The following is a 16948-nucleotide window of genomic DNA, read 5'->3' as shown; positions in this document are numbered from 1 at the left end:
CTGACGCTTATGGCGCGACCTCGAAGGCATCTCGCCTGCGCCCCGCGCAACGCCCTGAAATTCTGCGCATTGTAAATAATTCCATTGCCTGATGCGGGATGCCGCGCAAGGCGGAGCAGCAAGCCTATTCGTGAACCCTCAGGAGCCTGGAGGCCGAAGATGATCCTTTTTCGCGGCAACTGCCAGATGCAGTTTTGCGCCGAGGCGGCGGCCGCCGCCGGCCTGGACGTCTCGTTTGCCTCCCTGGCCTCGCCCCTGACCCTGACCGCCTCGCCGGCAGCCGTGCCGCGGCTTGTGGCTGATCTCATCGCCGGTGCCAGGGTCGAGGAATACCTACACACCCGTGAACTGATCGACCAGTTCACCCCGCCGCCGGCCACGCCCCGGCCCGAAGCGCTGGTGGTCAATCTTTTCCATGAAAACCGGCCGCTTTTACTTCATAAAATAGAAAAATACTGCTTCTACCTCGACCCGGCCGCCCTGGAGCGCAAGCCCGGCCTCAAGCGGGCCATGGAGCGCCATTTCGACGCCATTGTGCCCAATCCGGCTGGCTATCTCAATCGTTTCGCGGCCATGCTGCTGCTCTTTCGCGAGCGACTGCCGGGCGTGCCCATCCTCGTCATCGGCCGTATGGGGCACTATCCCGGCCTTGGCCCCGCGCCTCACTCCTATCTCGACGGCTGGGACGCCCTTTGGGATGGTCCGGCCCGGCAGTTCGCGGCCTGGGCGGACGGCCTGCCCGGGGTCACCTTCCTGGACGCCGACCGCGTCATGGGCGGCGTTTTTGCCCGCTCGGACCTTCCGGTGGAGGCCCACTTCCCCTTCCTGCGCATCGCCGACGAGCCAAACCCAGATCACCCGGCCATGGCCCGGGACCTGGAACATGCCGGCAGCCTCTGGCCCGCTCTTGTGGCGGCCATCGTTCGGAGCCTGGCGGCCGGCCGGGCCGACTATCTCCCACACGAGACCGTGCCCGAGGCCTGGCGCGGTACATGGTCGCCTGAACGCCTGGACAACAACGCCCTACTCGAACACCTCGTCTCCGGCTCCAACTACCGGGCGGCCCGGGCCGTGGGCAACTTCCTGGCGCGCCCCGAGGAGGACTTCACCGACCTGCTCGTCGAGGCCGCCCCGCACATGCCGGTGTGCCACAATCTGCTCCACATGGTGCGGGCTTACGGCGCGCGCCGCCCGGTTCCCGCCCTGGCCGGCTGGTGCGACGTCCATGCGAAACGCGCCGCCGCCTTCACCGCCAACGGCGAAGCCTACCGCGCCGAGTATCTGGAGAAAATCGGAGCCTTGCGCCGGCTGGCACTGCCCGACGACGGCGTTTGAGCACCATGCAGCCCGCTCTCAGGGACCAGAAAATGGACGCGCGGCGAAACGGCCTTTGCCATTTTGCCGCCTAAAGACAAATTCCCCCCTACGGCGAGGTTGGTCTTCAACCGGCACTCGACAATCGGTTCGCGACAATCTCCCCCGTCTCATCTGCGCCAACGGGACGTCTCACCAACGAACGCCGTTTCCCTGGCCGTTTCCAGACAGGAAAAAAACGCATTCTTGTGCGGCTATTTGCCAATACGGTCGTAGTCGTCGCGAATGAATTCCAAAAGCGTCTTGGCCCTGGACGAATACAAGTTGATGGCCTCGAATTCTGGCGCGACATACACCTTTTGCATGAGCAGCCCGTCGGTGCCGAACCAGAGCGGAATGAGGCCGCCCAGGAAAAAACCGCGCTCGCGCAAAGCCTCCACAGCCAATGCCGCTCCCGGATCGCCGACATTGACGAACACCTGGAGCACGGCCAGCCCCCGCTGCGCCGCCTCACGATCCAAGACGGCCGCCCGTTCGGGAAAATCAGCCCCGATGCCGACGGCCTGCACTCGCTCGACCTGGGCAAAGTCGAAAAGGCGTCGTTCCAACGAAGATTCCCGGATGGTCGGCTCCTGCCGTCCGTCGAACGAGATGTCGCGGTTCAGGGAAAACCCCTCCAGAATGTAGGCCAATTCCCGCCGATAACATTCGGGCAGATGCATTTTCATGGGCCGGTCGCGATCGACGCGTGCAGCCAGGAGACAGCTCACTCGCAGGGAACCCGCGCCCTCCTTCTCGTAGGCGCCGGAGGGCATGAGGGCCGCTTCCAGGCCGCACTCCGCGTAACCGTGTCTGTCCACGAGCTTCTGGGTGACCAAATGGGTGCACACCGCCTCCCCGAAAAAGCCCTCCGCCTGGGGCATGAGTCGCGACAGGCGTTCCATTTCCCGGACGATCCTGGCGGCCATGGTCGTGTTTCGATAGGCCGGATCGACCATCACCTGCCCGAACTCGAACAGGGCCTTGTTGGGCGGGGAGCTTTGGTAATAGGCCCCCTGGCCGGCCACGGCTCCCGTCTCCAGCCGGGCCACCACGGTCAGCAGATGGCCCTGGGCGTTCAAGGATTCGATGCGCTCGGGAATGTAATAATCTTCCACCGGGTAGCGATCGCCGTAAATGGCGTAAAATAGCTGGGCGACGCCTTGCCCGTCGCCAGGACGCAACGGCCCCACCGCAAAGGAGCGGCCGGCCTCAACCTCCCGCCAGTTTCGCACGATCCGTCCGACAGGATCGGCCGGCGGCGTATCGTTTCGGGCCGCGCCCAGATACCCCACGAAATCGTTAAGAGTCCGCAGGGTCAGGGCGTCGCGTTCGTTCAGGGACAGCCCGATTCGGTGCTCCACGGCCAGGCAAAAAGCCGAAAAATTGAGAGAATCCACGCCCTGGCGCAGCAGTGGAGCATCCGGTCGGATGGCCTCGGCAACGTCGGCGGCAACACCGGCTTCAACAAGCAACTCGCGCAAGACGTCAAGGGAAACAGACATGGCCCACTCCGATCCGGTCGTTATAGTTGGCGCAGTTTGAAGCGCTGCACTTTGCCTGTCGCCGTCTTGGGCAGCTGCGGGACGCACACAAAAAGCGCCGGGCACATGTGCTCGGGCAGGCAGGCGCGCAAGAACTCGCGCCAGGCGGCCCCAAGCGCCTTTTCCGGCCCGGCGTCCGGCACAGGCGTCACATAGGCGCACACGACGTCCAGACCGTTGACGCGCCGGGCCGCCACGGCGCATTCGGCCACGGCCGGGTGGCGCAAAAGCGCTTCCTCCACCGCGACCGGAGACACCCATTGCCCACCGGATTTCAGCATGTCGTCGCTTCTGCCCAGATGGGCGAACCAGCCGTCCTTTTCGACGAACACATCACCCGTGCGCATCCAGCCGTCTTCCAACATGGTTTCACGGGTCTTGTCCGGGCGGTTCCAGTAGCCCCGGCACAGCCCCGGACCGCGAATGAGCAGATTGCCCTCGGTCCCGGGCGCAACCTCGGCCCCGCCGTCGTCCACGAGCCGAGTCTCGAAGCCCGGAACAGGCCGGCCGGCGAAACCGGCCCGGGACGCGCCTTTGCTGTTGGCGATAAACACGTTGAAGGCCTCGGTGGAGCCTATGCCGTCGAGGATCTCCCGGCCGGTCAACTCCAGCCAGATCTCGTGCAGCACACCGGGCAGGGCTTCGCCCGCGCTGAAACAGATCGCCGGCACGTGCTGGCGCAAGCCGGGCTCGAAAGTCCGGATCATCAAATTGTAGAGCGTGGGCACGCCGAAAAACGCCGTGGGGCTGCGACCGGCCAGGATGTCAAACACCTCTCCGGGGCCGGGTTTGCCCGGGAAAAGCACGACCGAGGCCCCCACGGCCAGGGGGAGCGCCAAGTTCGCCAGCAGCCCGTAGGCGAAAAAGCATTTGCTGGAGGAAAAGACGATGTCCCGGCCGGACAGCCCGAGCAGGTGCCCCCAGGTGGCGGACGGAATCAGCAGATCCCGTTGGTGGTGGGGCACGCCCTTGGGACGGCCGGTGGACCCCGAACTGTAGAGCATGAAACCCGGCAGGGCATCATTAGCGGGATGTGCAGCCAACTCTGAGGAAAAATTCTTGATTTCCGGCGGCCCCAGATCGTTACAGCACACGCCCTGGACATCCTGCGTGACCGCGCCAAGAGCGGTATGGCCGGCGACGGTCACGACGAGCCGGGCTCCGGCGTCGTCGCGCAAAAAGGCATAGTCTTCAGTCGTCAAATTCGTGTTGAGGGGCACGGGACAGGCTCCCGCGAGCATGGCCCCGAGAAAGGCCACGGCAAAGGCGGGCGTATCCGGCAAAACCAGCAGCACGCGCTCGCCCGGGGCTATGGCCCGTGCGGCGAGGAAGGCGGCGAATCGCCGGGCTCGAGCGTCCAACGCGCCGTAGGGCAATACGGCGTCGCCCCACAGATAGGCCGGCCGCTCGGCCCCGAAAGCCAGGCCGGCGTCCAAGATGGCCCGGGCGGCGTTTTCTCCGTCGCGCATGGTCCTTCTCCCATGTGTTGGAATGCGTCACCCCTACCCCGCCCGCCAGGACCGGTCAAACGCGGCGGCAACAAGCGCCCGCCGTGCCGTTTGGCAGGCCATCAGGGCCTCACGCCCTTGTCCCGCGACGACAGAACAGGTATCTTCCCAAAAATACGCCATGTTTCGATTTCATAAATGACCTGTTGCCCCGCGTCGGAGAGGCCACCTTCCCCGGACCTCAAACCGTCCGCCGCCGGAAAAAACGCCTGTGGCCCCCGGGCGAGGCGACACCACCAGATGGAGCCCTCTGTATGCGGATCGATGCCCTGGACAAGGCCTGCGGCCGGGAGCGGTACGCCGTGGACGAAACGCCCCCGGACTGTCTCTGGGCCGGGGCGCTGCGGGCCGGCATCCCCCACGGCCGCATCACCGCCTTGGACGCGGCCAGGGCCCGCGAAACACCCGGCGTCGTGGCGGTCCTGACCCGGGCTGACGTGCCTGGAACCAATCGCCAGGGCATCGTGCACAAGGACCAACCGGTGTTGTGCGGCAATCGCGTGCGCCACTGCGGCGATGCCGTGTCCCTGGTCGTGGCCGAAAGCCGGGACGCGCTGGCCCAGGCCCTTTCCCGCATCCGGCTTACCCTGGAGCCGTTGCCCGGCGTGTTTGACCCGGCCAAGGCCCTGGCCCCGGATGCCCCCCTGGTGCACTCCGGCCGTGACGACGGCAATCTGCTGGCCCGGGGGCTCATGGAAAAGGGCGACGCGCCGGCCGCCCTGGCCCGGTGCGCCGTGGTCGTGGAAGGACGCTTCGAGACGCCCATGCAGGAGCACGCCTTTCTGGAACCGCCAAACGGCCTGGCCCGCCTTGCGCCGTCAGGTCGGCTGGACCTGGTCGTCTCCACCCAGGCCCCATTTCGCGACCGTTTCGAGATCGGCCAGGCCCTGGGGATTGATCCCCAGCGCATCCGCGTCCGCGCACCCTACCTGGGCGGCGGTTTCGGCGGCAAGGACGGAGCCACGGTGCAGTGCCTGCTGGCCCTGGCCGCCCTGCGCGTTCCGGGACGGTGGATCAAGATGGTTTGGAGCCGTGAGGAAACCTTCCTGGCCGGCTACAAGCGCCATCGCGCCGTCATGGACATCCGCCTGGGAGCCGACGCCGACGGGACGCTGGCGGCCCTGGAGTGCCGGATGCTGTTCGACGTCGGCCCTTATGCCCACTTAAGCGCCGAGATCATGGCCCTTGGCATGGAACATGCTGCCGGCCCCTACCGCATCCCCAACACCCGCGTCGAGGGCCTTTGCGCCTACACCAACAATCCCGTGGGCGGAGCTTTCCGGGGATTTGGCGTGGTGCAGGCGACGTTCGCCATGGAGCGGGCCATGGATCTGCTGGCCGGCCGGCTGGGGCGCGATCCGGCCGGACTACGGCGGCAAAACGCCTTGCGGGCCGGCGAAGCAAACGGCGTCGGCGTGTCGGCCGAACCCGGAACCGACGTGGCCGCCTGCCTCGACGCCGCCATGGCCCATCCGCTGTGGGCGGAGCGGAAAGCCTGGAAAATGGCCGCCCCGCCGTTTATCCGGCGCGGCGTGGGCTTGACCGCCATGCACAACGGCATGGGCTACGGCCGGGGCCTGCCTGACCACGCCGCCGCCAAGCTGGAACTCACGCGCCAGGGCACGTTTCGCCTATACAATTCCGTGCCGGACATGGGCCAGGGCAATGCCCCGACCTTCGCGGCCATGGCCGCCAAGGCCCTCAACCAGCCTCAAACCGCTTTCACCCTCCTGCAGCCCGACACCCAACGCTGCCCCCCGGCCGGCTCTTCCTCGGCCAGCCGAACCACCTACACCTTCGGCAACGCGCTCCTTGGCGCCTGCCGGGCCATGGCCACGAAACTGCGCCACCGGGCAAGCCTGGCGCTTTTGTGCGACGAACCCGACCGCCTCGTCCTCGTGCCCGGCGCGGTGTCCGATCCGGCCACCGGCCGGGCCGTTCCCCTGGCCGTGCTGGCCGGTTTCCTCTCCCGCGACGACCGCATCTGCATTGACCAGCACACCATGGCCGTGGTCCAAAACCCACCGGCCACAGGGCGGGAATTCCGCTTCGGCTTCCCCCACCGGTTCTATGCTTATGGAGCCTGCCTGTGCGGGGTGGAGGTCGATACGCTGACGGGGACGGCGCGGCTGGTCCAGTGCTTCCTGGCCGTGGCCTGCGGCAAGGTGTTTTCCTTGGAGGGCGTGGAGCAGCAACTCCACGGCGCGGCGGCCCAGGGGGCGGGCCTGGCTCTTTATGAAGACCCGGTCCTGCAAGATGGCCATATGAGGGCCGGGGATCTGTGCACCTATCTGCTCCCCACGGCCGCCGATCTTCCGGATATGGACTGTCTGGCCCTGGACGACGACGAACCCACCGGCCCCATGGGACTTAAAGGCATGGGCGAAATCGCCGTCCACGGGCCCGGTCCGGCCGTGGCCCAGGCGCTCCAGGACGCCGCTGGTTTTTTTGCGACACGCCTGCCCGTTTCCCCGGAACAGGTTCTTGCAGCCATGGAGGACGCTTTTTCATGAGGGAACGCCAAACACTAACGTTTCGGCTCAACGGCGAACCCGTGAGCGTCCAGGCCGCGCCGGGCGCGCGGGCCTTGGACGTCCTGCGCGAGGCTTGCGGCCTGACCGCCGTCAAGGAAGGCTGCGGCACGGGGGAATGCGGGGCCTGCGCCGTGCTGGTGGACGGGACGGCGAAGCTGTCCTGCCTCATGCTCGCCGCCCAACTCGAAGGACGTGTGCTGACCACCGCCGAGGGACTCGGCAGCCCCCAAGCGCCCCATCCCCTGCAAACAGCTTTCGCCGACTGCGGCGCCGTGCAATGCGGCTATTGCACGCCGGGCATGACCATCGCCGCCGCCGACCTCCTGGCTCGCGACCCCGCGCCGGATCGGGCGGCCGTGCGCCAGGGCCTGTCGGGCAACCTGTGCCGCTGCACCGGCTACGTGAAGATCGTGGACGCCGTCATGGCTGCGGCCGCGGTCATCCGGGAGGAAAAGTCATGATCGGCCGGGTCATGCGGCCAGACAGTCTGGAAGCGCTGTGGCCCATGCTGGAAGACGGAGCGCGCCCCATGGCCGGCGGCACGGATCTGCTTGTGGGCCTGAGGCAGCGGCAAACACCCTGCGACGTGGCCCTCCTGGAGGCCATCTCCGGCCTGAACGCCGTCGGCCTGGAAGACGGACTCATTCGCCTTGGCGCGACCGCCTGCCATGCCCGGCTCCTGGCCCATCCCCTGGTCCGCGAGCGCCTGCCGGCCTTGGCCCGGGCCCTGTCCGTCCTGGGTTCGCCGCTTGTCCGCAACATGGGCACCCTGGGCGGCAACATCGCGACCGCCTCCCCGGCCGGGGACACGCTGCCGCCGCTGCACGCCCTGGACGCCCAGGTGGAACTGGCCTCACGCCAGGGCATCCGCCGCCTCCCCCTGGCCGAGTGCATCCTCGGTCCGGGACGCACGGCCCTGGCCCCGGAAGAAATCGTCACGGCGGTCCTCGTTAGTCCGCCACCCCCCGGCGCACTGCACCATTTCGAGAAGGTCGGGCGACGCGACGCCCTGGCCATCGCCGTGGCCAGCCTGGCCGCCGTCATCGTCCGCGACGAGGCCGGATGCGTAACCAAGGCGCGCTTGGCCGTAGGCAGCCTGGGGCCGACGGCGCGTCGTTGCGCCCAGGCCGAAGCCTGTCTGCTCGGCCGGCGTCTCGACCGGCATAGCCTGGCCGAGGCCGGCCAACGCCTCCGCGAGGACGTCTCGCCCATCGACGACCTCCGGGCCACGGCCGCCTATCGCCTGCGTCTGGCCGGCAACCTTCCCTTGCGACTTCTTGGTCTTTAGCGCCGCATCTTGAAAAGCCGCCGAGGGCACTTTGCCGTCACTAGGCTAAATTTATCCTGCTTCATAAAGCACTATCGCACTTTTCCCAAGGCGCGCCAGCCGACGACGGCCAGAGGGGCCATAAGCAGCCCGGCGGCCAGGGCGCAGCCGGCGGCGATAAGAAACAGCGTCGGATAGCCGGCCCCGGTCGCCAGCAGCGCGCCGCCTGCCAAGGGGCCGAACACGTAAGCCGTGTCCATCATGAACAGCATCAGGTTCAAGTTGGTTGCGCGCATGGCCGGCTTGGACAAGCCGAACATGATGGCGTTGGCAAGGGGCATGGCCACGCCCAGGCACAGGCCGTAGCCGGCGGCCAGGGCCAGGAGCCGGCCCTGGCCGCTTGTGTCGGCAAAACCGGCGATACAGCCGGCCAGAGCGAGCAGCGCGGCAACAAGCAGCGTTTCCCGGGGCAGTTTGTCGTAGGCCGCCCCGGCCAGCACCCGGACGGCGATGGAAGCGGCCGTGGAGACCGTGAAAAACAAGCCCGGATCGGCCAGCCCAAGGCCCGAGGCAAAGGGCTTGATGAAAAAGAAAATCAAGGTGGTGCTCAAAAACAGGCACAAATTGGCAGCAAGCACCAAGCGCACCGACGGCTGAGCCAGGGTTTGGCGCATCTGCCCTAGCGTCGGCCGGCTCGTCCCCGCGACCTCGGCCATGGCCCGCCGCCCAAGACGCCGCTCAAGGGGGGCCAGCAACGCCAGGGCCGGCAACACAAAAACCGCGCAACACGCGTACACCCGATCCTCGCGTCCCAAAAGCGGCAGCAGCCCCTCGGCCAGGGGCGGCATGACGGCATAAGGCACCAGGGCCGAAAGGGAAAAATAACCGAACGCCCGGCCGGCGAGGCTCTTGGGGATGGCCTGGGCGAGCAGCGCCGTGACGGCGCTGACCAGACACACGAAGGCCACGCCGTGACAGAGCCGGACAACCGCGAGCAGCGCGACGCCGTGGACCAGGGGATATCCGCCAAGGGCCGCCCCCAGGCCGACCAGGGACCACCTGGCGATGGACAGGGCGTTTTGCGGCGTGACCAGCAGGCTCAAAAATGGCCGCAGGCAAAAAGCGGCCAGGGGTTCGGCGGCCAGCAGCGGCCCCCACCAGGCCGGGTCCACTCCCAGGCGGCCCAGATAGGCGCTGAAGCCGTAAAAGACGGCGATGTTGCAAAACCCGAAGGCGGCCGCCAGGGTCAGCACGATGAAGTCGTAGCTGAAAAGCCGCTCGGGCCGGGATACGGCGCGGTCGTTCACGGGATAGCCAGTACCTTGCGAAAAGCCTTGGCAAAGGCCTCCATGGCCGGTTCGCGCGCCAGGGTGACACGAATCCAGTTGGGGTAGCGAAAGCCCGTCATGGTGCGCACCATGACGCCCTCGCGCATGAGTCGCCGGTAGAGCAGGGTATCGGAGACGGGGGCGGCGACCATGATGAAATTGCCGGCCCCGCTGACGTATTCCAGCCCCATGGCGTCAAAGAGATCGTGCAGATACCCCCTGGCCTCGGCCACCATGCGCCGGGTGTCGGCGATATGGCCGGCGTCGTCGGCCAGGGCCGCCGTGGCCGCGATCTGGCCCAGGGCGTTGACCGAATAGGCTATGTGGGTGCGCCGCACGTAGTCCACCGCCTCCCGGGAACCGCACAGATAGCCCACCCGGAATCCGGCCAGGCCGTACATCTTGGAGAAGGTGCGAAAAACCAAAACATTGTCGTGGCGCTCCAGGACTTCCATGCCGTCGGGATAGTCGGGATCGTCCAGGTATTCGCAGTAGGCTTCGTCGAGAACCACCAAGGCCCGGCCGCCCAGTGCGGCCAGAAACCGCTCCAGCACGGCCCGGTTCCACCAATCGCCGGTGGGATTGTTGGGGTTGCAGACAAAGACGATCTTGGTGTTGTCCGTGACGGCGGCCAGCAGCCCGGCCGGGTTGTAAGCCTGGCCAACAAGGGGAACAAGGCGGGCCTCGATGCCCGAAAAACGGGCCACCCATTCGTAGACGGCAAAGGTTTTGTCGGCGGTGACCACGGCGTCGCCGGGCCCGCAAAAAGCCCGGATCACGGAACTGATGACCTCGCAGGAGCCGTTGCCGACCAGGAATTGCTCGGGGGATTTGCCAAATCGCGCCGCCAAGGTCTCCCGCAGGCCGTAGGCGTCGCCGCTGGGATAGACGGCGGCCCGCTCCGGAGCGAAGGCGGCGATGGCTTCGCAGGCCAAGGCCGGCGGCCCCAGGGGATTTTCGTTGTTGTTGAGGCGATGCAGGTGCGACACCCCGTACTGGCGCATGAGCGCCGTATCGGGGCGGCTTGGGACATAGCGCTCGAAAGACCGGACATAGTCCGGCACGCGGTCAACAAGGCTGATCATGCTGCCAGACGACCGTGTCGCCCTGCCCGGCGTAGGGCAGCACGACTTTCGGAGTGAAACCGGACTGGAGCAGGTCTCCGGCCAGGGCCGCCTCCCAGGGGCGGGCCAAGTCCATGTAAAACAGGATGCGGCCAATGCCCTTGTCGCGGATGGCGGCTACATGGGCAGCCAGATTGGCGGCCATGTCCTGGCCATCCAAAAACGGGCGCAGTTCGGCCAGATCGCGGGGTCGGTCCAGGGTTGTGCCCAAGAGGGATTCGCGCCTCGGTCGGCCGGCCGACTCTTCCACGGGCAGGAGATCCCGGGCCATGGCCAGACGGTCGTAGGCCTGGCGCACAAAGTCCTCGATCCGGGGACTGCACCACACGGCCTGCCCCATGTCTTCCTGCAGATGCCGGAAAATGACCGGTTGTTGGCGACAGCCATCCTCGGCGCTGGCCTGGAGATTGCCCAGGGACTCGAAATAGCCGGACGGCAGATCGGCAGTCGCCCGAAAGCTCAGGACAATGGCGTAGCGCTGGCGAGCCACGGCTTGCAAAAACGCCTCGACAAGCAGTTTGGCCGCCGCTTCGCGCGTTTCCCGGGGGGCGAAGACAAAGGGCCCGGAAAACAGCAAGGCCTGCTCGCTGCAGGGCGACCAGGTCAACAGGCCCACGGTCTGACCGGCGGCGTCAACGGCGCGAACGCAAGACACCTGTCCGTCGGCAACGAGATCCGCGAAACGTTCCGGCGTGCGAAACGCACCAGGACACTGCCAGACCGGGTAGGCTCCCACAGCCAGGGCGGCGGCCTGGGAAAGCCGAGCCGGATCGAGGTCATGCGCTAGCCGCAACGGCAGACGCGGCTGGTCGCCGGCATGGACCGGCGTCCACTCCGGATAGCGCCTGTCCACTTCAGCCACGATGCGAAAGCGGTCGCCGCCAACATGTTCGACGTGAAATCGGTCCGCCGCCTTGGCGGCCAGCAGCAGCCCCAGGCCGCGAGACGGTTCGTCATGCGCCCGGACCGCGGCGCAGGCCGTGATGTTGAGTCCGCCCAACGACAGGTTTGAGGCCGTAAACGAAAACGCCGCGCGCAGCAGATGCCGTTTCCCCGACAGATCGATGCGCAACGGTTCACCGGACTGGGCAAGGCCCATAAGACAAAGGCTGAACTCCTCGACCGTCAATTGGAAACGATAGCTTTCCCGCGGGCTCATTCCCACGCGCTCCGCCGCCGCTTTGGCCGCCTGCACCACCGCGCAGACGAACGCGGTGTCCGGCGGGATATTCATGGACAGGCTCAAATCATCGACCATGCGATTCTCCATGTCTGCGAACCAGTGTCGCACGCTGTCTGACCGGAAGCAACATCCCGGACGCCACTGACGGTGTCTGGCCGTTGCCTCAAGGCCACGTGCGCCCCGCCGGGCCTGAGCCCCGTAACATCCTTGCAAGACAGGGCCCAGCCATAAAAACGCCTGTGCACGACGTCAGGCGGGATGTCCAGCTCCGCCCGCCCGCAGCGGCCGCGGTCTGTCGATACAATCAACGGGTTGCGCCAAATCCCCTTGCCAGCGCCAGTGTTTAAGAATATCAAACAGCTCGTTTGGCGGGACCAAAAAGCAAGCGCAGATAACAGCTCGACTTTAAAGACTTTTTCGTCTGAGCAGAGAACCTGAAGCCTCTGTCGATGACTGCCTTCGTACCAACAAGAAGGACCAGCCACAAGTACCACTCGACCCCTGGCCCCTGGCGGACTGAGTACGAGAATACTTCGTCTCCCTTGCTCCTGAGCTATGCTACTTTTGACATAAATAGTCGGAATCATTGACCGCCATTCTCACCCTCATGCCCCTGCCCAGCCTTTCAGTCCCTGGCTTGTCACAAAATCTCACTGAAACAGTAGGAATTTACCCTCGACTACACTATTTATCTCCATTGGCGTTTGAGTAATGGAGAAGGATGGAGGGAAAGGGAGGTCGGAGGAGGCGGGAGGCGGAGAAGAGATCAAGAAGAACCGGAAGGAATTTCGCTCTCACCTCCTGACCCTGCGGTCAGCAATCGAGAGAGGCATGGCTCAATTCGGGTTTGGTGGCCTCGTCTACAGGGCCTCCAGACAGATGTCACCTCTCGCTTTCGGTTCCAGCTTCGCCAAACGCTCCTCAATTGCCTGGAGTCGGGCTTCAAGCTCTGGCGGAATGATCGACTCATGAGCGACTCTTGAACCTTCCTCTTGAGTTGCTGAGTCCTTGTCGCTGCTGGGTTTCTTCCCGGCTTCGACCTCACTCAAGCCCCAGACCAGAACCCGGCTCACGGGCAGAGTCCACGGAGGTGGTGTAAATTCTGGAGTCGTCCAGGCTGGGGCGGCCTCCAGTCTGGACGGGATGGGCGAGGTGGCCATCGGGTCAATTGGCTGTAAGGTGAAGTTGCGAAGCCGCACCTACAACCAAAGGAGACCACGATGGCCGAGGACAGCATGGCATTAATTGAGCTGATGCAAAAGGCCGATGGCGGTGATTTTCTCCGCTCCTTAGCAGAAGCCGTTTTGCAGCTTCTCATGGAAGCCGATGTGGATGGCTTGATCGGGGCCAGCCGCCACGAACGAAGCGCCGAGCGAGTCAGCTACCGTAACGGCTACCGGGAGCGCAGCCTTGATACCCGCGTCGGCTCTCTCCAACTGCGCATCCCCAAGCTGCGCCAGGGCAGCTACTTTCCGCCCTTCCTGGGGCCACGCAAGACCAGCGAACGCGCCTTGGTGGCCGTCATCCAGGAGGCTTGGATCGGCGGCATTTCGACGCGGCGCGTGGATGATCTTGTCCAAGCCATGGGCCTTTCCGGCATCTCGAAATCCCAAGTGTCCAAGCTGTGCAAGGACATCGATGAACGGGTCCATGCTTTTCTTTTTCGGCCGCTGACGGGAGAATGGCCCTATTTGTGGCTGAACGCGACCTACCTCAAGCAGCGCCAAGGCGGTCGGGTGGTCAGCGTCGCCGCCATAATCGCCGTGGCGGCAAACACCGAAGGCCGCCGGGAAATCGTGGGGCTGCACATTGGCCCCAGCGAAGCCGAGCCGTTCTGGTCTTTTTTCCTCAAAGGCCTTCTTCGTCGGGGACTCAGTGGCGTCAAGCTTGTCGTCTCCGACGCCCATGAAGGCCTCAAGGCCGCCATAGCCAAGACGTTCGGGGGCACGTGGCAGCGCTGCCGGGTCCACTGGATGCGAAACGCTTTGGTCCGGGTTCCCAAGTCCCAGCACGCCATGGTCTCGGCCGCCCTGCGCCAAGCCTTTTTACAGCCGGATGCGGCAGGCGCCAGCCAGACCTGCGGCATGTCGCCGACCAGCTTCGCGGCAAATGGCCAAAGCTCGCCACCTTCATGGATGAAACCGAGCACGACGTGCTGGCCTACATGACCTTCCCGGCACAGCACCGGGTCAAGCTGTACAGCACCAATCCGCTGGAAAGGCTGAATAAAGAAGTGAAGCGACGGGCAGACGTGGTCGGCATCTTCCCCAACGAAGCCTCCATCATCCAGCTCATCGGGGCCATTTTGCTGGAGCAAAACGACGAGTGGCAACTGCAAAGCCGCTACATGCAGGTCGAGGCCATGGCCGAACTCAACCCCCAACCCAACGAGGCGCAGCCAGCACAAATTCCACTCAGGGCAGCCTGACCGATTGCCACCTCAAGCACACCGGAATTTACACCACATTGACGGACGCGACCACGATTTTCCCCTGGAATCAGAAGGTGTTTCGGCAAAATGTACGCCTGGAGTACCTTTTCCTTCCTCACCCTCTGGCTCAACTTCCGGCGCTTCGTCTCGGCTTTGGAGCCTTGGACTCGTAGGACGGACCCTGGCGCTTCTCGGGGATGCCTTCCTTGCCCACACGGCCAAGAACAATCTGTGTACGCCAAGCTACCCAGACTTTTAAACCGGAATCAATTCCGCTAGACTCATTGCCAGTCATTGAGTGTCTACATGACTTGCCTACTACGCAACGACCGGGCAAGCGACTATACGCACGCCTTCTTCGTCATCCGCCCGTTGAGCGGCCACACCACGAAGGGGGCATATGAACCATTTATTTGGAGGTGGTGGCGGTTGTTTCGGCGAATTCATATCTGGCAAGTGGTGATCTTCCTTGCCTTGCTCTTTTCCTACCTGACCCTGGAAGTGGCCTATCGCCTGGACCCCAGCATTTTGAACCGGCTACCCCATCCTAAATTCTATTCCGACCTTGCCGGCAGTCTCAGGCCGGATGTGCGGGCCGTGGCCCGTTGGCACCCGGACTTGCCATTTCTCTACACAACGGACAAGCAGGGGCTACGAAATAGTGTTCCTCCCGTGGCGCAAGCCAATAGACGCATCCTGTGCATTGGCGACTCCTATACCTTCGGTTTTGGCGTTCCGGACGCGCAAACCTTTCCATCGCAACTCCAAATGCTGCTCAATTCCTGGCCCGGGCCCAACCGCTTCCAAGTCGTCAACGCCGGGGTCATGGGCATCGGCATCATCGAAAACCTGCATTACTTCCAGACAAAGGCCAACCGAATGCCGGCCGACCTCATGGTGCTCCAGTTCAATATCTATGATATAGAATTGCTCCGTTCGGACGTTGAGGTTCAGAACTACAGAAAAGGTAAGCCCTTCGCCCCGCTCGAAGACCGATTGTTGGCTGAAGACGTCAATGTTGCCCTTGTCCAAGCCTTGCACGCCAACCCAGTTTTCATATTTCTCACCTCACAACCGCCTCTGCAGCCCAAGCCGACGACGAGTGCGACCTCAACCCCGGAACAAGACCGATTGCGCTTGGCCAAACGAGTGGCCGGCAACAAAGACAAGCTTCTCGACGAACGCTACCTAGCCTTCACGGCCCCTCTCTGGCAGCGCTATCTGGATGAAGCGAACAGGTTGCGCGAGGAGGCGGCCGCCGCCGGCATGGACTTCCTGCTCGTCATCGTGCCCGACCCCGACCAACTGCACGACTACAAGAACGGCCCCAGCGCGGCCATCCTGGAGCACTGCCGGAACCGAGGCATCAAGACCCTGGACATGACTGAGACCTTTCGCAGACTCTACCTGGACCAGGGAATCAACCCTTTTCTGGAGCCGTTGGACACGCACTGCAGCGCAGCCGGAAACGCCGCCATTGCCAGGGCCATTGCCGACCGAATTGCCCAGGGCGAAGCCGAACCCCCTGTGTTTCTCCCTGCCAATGAGGCCGTGCGCTACCGTGACCCCGTCACCATCAGCCTGAGTTTCGACGACGACGGCCGATTTGTGCTTCCAGAAAACTGGCTCGTGGCGGCCTCGGAGCAAGACCAGCGCAACATGGTCCTTGAGTATGCTGCAGACAGGACCGTTAAATACCTCACGACTTCCAAAGAGGGCGGAGAAGGCCACGCGAGGTTGCACCTACGATTGCGGCAGCCCGTCGAGGCCGCGGCATTGGTCTTTTTCCCCCATGCATCCCCCGGGGAGCCGGCCGGATTCTGCGATGTGACTCTTCGCCACCCAATGCAAAGCGCCCGTTTTTCCACAGCCAAGGCTCCAGTCCCCGCCGGGTGGAACTCTTTTGAACAGGAAGCCTTTCTGCGGGTATCATCGGCGAGAACGTCTATCGACGAACTAGACATCGAAGTGACTACCAGGGGAGATGGCGGACTCGGCCTGCAGGATATCCACATAGGACAGCCAAGACGACGCCTTGACTTGATCTTGTATCCGGCCATTTTGCCCTAGGGGTTTCCAATAGGCAAAACGAGCCAAAGCATAGCTCCGAACGAGGATATGGTCCCCATGTCGGTTGTAGCCCACTATCCGTGCGCGTCACAGTCAAACAGCTTCGCCTCTCAAAGAATCCATGGGCGATGGTCTTGCGGTGACCACCCTTGGCGAAGACCACGCTGGCCAGACGTTTGTACTGCTTTTTCGCCCGTGCCCGCCGCTCGATCCGTTCCAGCGCAGCCAGATCTTCGACCTTGTCGATCACTTCCTCGGCCAGCTTCGGGTCACCGGCTTTGTACCGCATGAACACATCGTTGACGGCCATGTGCAGTTCCGGCGACAGGTACTTGGCGTAGGCCAGGGCGATCTGCCAGTGGGCGAAGGTTCCGCCGTTACGGCCAGGGACAGCCTTCAAAAGGTGTGATTTCCCCACCTTTTCTTTCTCGCTGACACGATTAACAAAGTTGTTCGTCGCAGGAAGACGAAGCCACTCGGGGATTCGTTGCGAGGGATTCTTCCCCGCCGCCTTCCACAGGTCGGTCAGGCTGATAAGGCCGTCAGCGTTGGTGGACACAGGGGACTTGCCGATGATGATCTTGGGGGGAAGCATGGGCCTCGGCG

General features: G+C 64.3%; 11 protein-coding genes and 1 pseudogene. 6 read left to right on the top strand and 6 right to left on the bottom strand.

All coding sequences use genetic code 11. From position 1 onward, the window contains the following. The first annotated feature begins 159 nt into the window (after positions 1-159). Complete coding sequence (locus tag DMR_RS09150) at positions 160-1335, top strand: hypothetical protein (RefSeq protein WP_015860627.1); 1176 nt, start codon at positions 160-162, stop codon at positions 1333-1335. A 233-nt stretch (positions 1336-1568) separates the two neighbouring features. Here DMR_RS09150 and DMR_RS09145 read toward each other — a convergent pair whose 3' ends face one another. Further along, positions 1569-2858 (bottom strand): acyl carrier protein, encoded by a 1290-nt coding sequence (locus tag DMR_RS09145; protein WP_015860626.1) that lies wholly within the window; start codon positions 2856-2858, stop codon positions 1569-1571. A 20-nt stretch (positions 2859-2878) separates the two neighbouring features. Next, complete coding sequence (locus DMR_RS09140) at positions 2879-4366, bottom strand: benzoate-CoA ligase family protein (RefSeq protein WP_015860625.1); 1488 nt, start codon at positions 4364-4366, stop codon at positions 2879-2881. Between the two features lie 293 nt (positions 4367-4659). Between DMR_RS09140 and DMR_RS09135 the strand changes: the two genes are divergently transcribed. From DMR_RS09135 to DMR_RS09125, 3 genes are read left to right on the top strand one after another with little or no spacing between them, the layout of a single operon-like run. Further along, the gene (locus DMR_RS09135; RefSeq protein WP_015860624.1) at positions 4660-6918 is read left to right on the top strand and encodes a xanthine dehydrogenase family protein molybdopterin-binding subunit; all 2259 of its coding nucleotides are present in this window, start codon (positions 4660-4662) and stop codon (positions 6916-6918) included. Continuing rightward, positions 6915-7400, top strand: a complete 486-nt coding sequence (locus DMR_RS09130) for a (2Fe-2S)-binding protein (RefSeq protein WP_015860623.1) — start codon at positions 6915-6917, stop codon at positions 7398-7400. The genes DMR_RS09135 and DMR_RS09130 overlap by 4 nt, the downstream gene beginning before the upstream one ends. Beyond that, the gene (locus DMR_RS09125; RefSeq protein WP_015860622.1) at positions 7397-8227 is read left to right on the top strand and encodes an FAD binding domain-containing protein; all 831 of its coding nucleotides are present in this window, start codon (positions 7397-7399) and stop codon (positions 8225-8227) included. The genes DMR_RS09130 and DMR_RS09125 overlap by 4 nt, the downstream gene beginning before the upstream one ends. A 71-nt stretch (positions 8228-8298) precedes the next feature. Here the strand turns inward: DMR_RS09125 and DMR_RS09120 are convergent, their stop codons facing one another. Genes DMR_RS09120 through DMR_RS09110 form a run of 3 tightly spaced genes read right to left on the bottom strand, consistent with a single transcriptional unit; the run spans position 8299 to position 11916 of the window. Continuing rightward, a complete protein-coding gene (locus tag DMR_RS09120; protein ID WP_015860621.1) occupies positions 8299-9513 on the bottom strand; it encodes an MFS transporter in 1215 nt (404 codons plus the stop codon). Continuing rightward, positions 9510-10619 (bottom strand): histidinol-phosphate transaminase, encoded by a 1110-nt coding sequence (gene hisC, locus DMR_RS09115; RefSeq protein ID WP_015860620.1) that lies wholly within the window; start codon positions 10617-10619, stop codon positions 9510-9512. Before hisC ends, DMR_RS09120 begins: the two co-directional genes overlap by 4 nt. Next, entirely contained in the window at positions 10603-11916 is a 1314-nt protein-coding gene (locus tag DMR_RS09110; protein WP_043600385.1) for a hypothetical protein, read from the bottom strand. Before DMR_RS09110 ends, hisC begins: the two co-directional genes overlap by 17 nt. A 1145-nt stretch (positions 11917-13061) precedes the next feature. On the opposite strand from DMR_RS09110, the pseudogene DMR_RS09100 reads away from it, so the two are divergent. Together DMR_RS09100 and DMR_RS24440 are read left to right on the top strand one after the other, a co-directional pair. Continuing rightward, a pseudogene (locus tag DMR_RS09100) lies at positions 13062-14269 on the top strand (IS256 family transposase). Positions 14270-14578: 309 nt separating this feature from the next. Further along, entirely contained in the window at positions 14579-16342 is a 1764-nt protein-coding gene (locus DMR_RS24440) for an SGNH/GDSL hydrolase family protein (RefSeq protein ID WP_043600381.1), read from the top strand. On the opposite strand, the gene DMR_RS23315 is transcribed toward DMR_RS24440, so the two are convergent. Next, positions 16245-16937 carry a KilA-N domain-containing protein gene (locus tag DMR_RS23315; RefSeq protein WP_148208398.1) on the bottom strand — a complete coding sequence of 231 codons (693 nt, stop codon included), beginning with the start codon at positions 16935-16937 and terminating at the stop codon, positions 16245-16247. The genes DMR_RS24440 and DMR_RS23315 overlap by 98 nt on opposite strands. Positions 16938-16948 lie beyond the last annotated feature (11 nt).

The organism is Solidesulfovibrio magneticus RS-1, assembly GCF_000010665.1.
GTDB classification, from domain to species: domain Bacteria; phylum Desulfobacterota; class Desulfovibrionia; order Desulfovibrionales; family Desulfovibrionaceae; genus Solidesulfovibrio; species Solidesulfovibrio magneticus.
The sequence above is the reverse complement of the archived record's forward strand: the minus strand, read 5'-3'. Positions and strand labels throughout refer to the sequence as shown.

What these genes read in the sequence shown, in the direction of transcription:
- DMR_RS09140 (WP_015860625.1), bottom strand. Translation starts at nt 4,366, where the DNA reads ATGCGCGACGGAGAAAACGCCGCCCGGGCCATCTTGGACGCCGGCCTG.
- DMR_RS09150 (WP_015860627.1), top strand. Translation starts at nt 160, where the DNA reads ATGATCCTTTTTCGCGGCAACTGCCAGATGCAGTTTTGCGCCGAGGCG.
- DMR_RS24440 (WP_043600381.1), top strand. Translation starts at nt 14,579, where the DNA reads ATGACTTGCCTACTACGCAACGACCGGGCAAGCGACTATACGCACGCC.
- DMR_RS09135 (WP_015860624.1), top strand. Translation starts at nt 4,660, where the DNA reads ATGCGGATCGATGCCCTGGACAAGGCCTGCGGCCGGGAGCGGTACGCC.
- DMR_RS09130 (WP_015860623.1), top strand. Translation starts at nt 6,915, where the DNA reads ATGAGGGAACGCCAAACACTAACGTTTCGGCTCAACGGCGAACCCGTG.
- DMR_RS09145 (WP_015860626.1), bottom strand. Translation starts at nt 2,858, where the DNA reads ATGTCTGTTTCCCTTGACGTCTTGCGCGAGTTGCTTGTTGAAGCCGGT.
- DMR_RS23315 (WP_148208398.1), bottom strand. Translation starts at nt 16,937, where the DNA reads ATGCTTCCCCCCAAGATCATCATCGGCAAGTCCCCTGTGTCCACCAAC.
- DMR_RS09125 (WP_015860622.1), top strand. Translation starts at nt 7,397, where the DNA reads ATGATCGGCCGGGTCATGCGGCCAGACAGTCTGGAAGCGCTGTGGCCC.
- hisC (WP_015860620.1), bottom strand. Translation starts at nt 10,619, where the DNA reads ATGATCAGCCTTGTTGACCGCGTGCCGGACTATGTCCGGTCTTTCGAG.
- DMR_RS09110 (WP_043600385.1), bottom strand. Translation starts at nt 11,916, where the DNA reads ATGGTCGATGATTTGAGCCTGTCCATGAATATCCCGCCGGACACCGCG.